This window comes from Capnocytophaga sp. oral taxon 332 str. F0381 (assembly GCF_000318275.2).
In the GTDB taxonomy this organism is placed as follows: domain Bacteria; phylum Bacteroidota; class Bacteroidia; order Flavobacteriales; family Flavobacteriaceae; genus Capnocytophaga; species Capnocytophaga bilenii.
On the sequence record NZ_KB291344.1, the window covers coordinates 1 to 1,057 of the forward strand.

Sequence of the window (1,057 nt, forward strand, 5' to 3'; positions counted from 1 at the left end):
CTTTTTAAAAATGCCGAAGAAGGTGAAGCTAAAGGGGTTCCTACTCACTTAGATGTTTCTTGGCTTTCGTATGTAGAAAAATGCCAATATCTCTTAGAAGACCAGCCTTTAGATTCTCTGAAGATAGCTCAACTTTTAGAGGAAAAGGTATACAGAATCTCAATAGCGGATGATACAGCTCCAACAATAGAAGAATATAATATACAAGTAGGTTTAGCCCCTGGTGGAGTAGTTTTTGTTTGGTTACACAACTATGGTAGGGTTATAGAAGTAGGACGTTACCAAGCAAAAAAGATAAAAGATATTGATTTTGTAACCAAAAAAGAAGCCGACGAATATTATAAAAGAACAGGAGATGTTATTTTAGATGAACACACTATAGAACAAAGAGATTATGTTATAAAATTAGGACTCCCAAAAGAAAAAATACGAATGCAGTATCAACAGTGTGGGACATCTGTTACTGAACCTCTTGTTATAGAAGATGTTTTTAAGATTCCTTATGGATTATGGGATAGTTATCGAAAACGTTATCTCTGGAAAATGACCCTTATTACTAAAGATAAAAATAAGTATATACATTCCTATTATTATGGGGGACTTAATCATGAAGGGGAAATATTGTTTGGAGAACGTACTTGGGGAGAAAACCAAATAGAAAAATATAAAATTCCTGAAAAATTTCAATATACTTCTCTTATACCAAGGGCTATACCTTTTGTTATATTTATAAAATGGTTTGGAGATGATGGTAAACTTTATCGATTATGGAATAATTTTAATGTGGCTGAAGTAATGGATAGTTTTGAAAAAGCCTTTAAAGGGCAAGAGAATGAAGTTGGTAATTTGATCATAGAGGTAAATAATACAAAAACAGATGCTAATATATGTTTAAAAGTAGGAGAAAGAGAAGTTTGGATTTGTAATGTAGATTTGCGAATTAATGAAATTGAAGAGTGGCAATAATAATAAACTCAAGTTTCGCAGGCAAAAAGCGAAGTCAGCCGGGAATACTTGGATCTTGGTATGAGAGAGAGCTAAAAGCTCTTCCTATAAT

The 1,057-nt window shown here is 32.6% G+C and carries 1 protein-coding gene; it reads left to right on the forward strand.

What is annotated here, in order from left to right; genetic code table 11:
* Positions 1-966 (forward strand): DUF2931 family protein (locus tag HMPREF9075_RS13925; protein WP_009416699.1); only part of this gene is annotated, 966 nt, incomplete at its 5' end.
* Between the last annotated feature and the right edge of the window lie 91 nt (positions 967-1,057).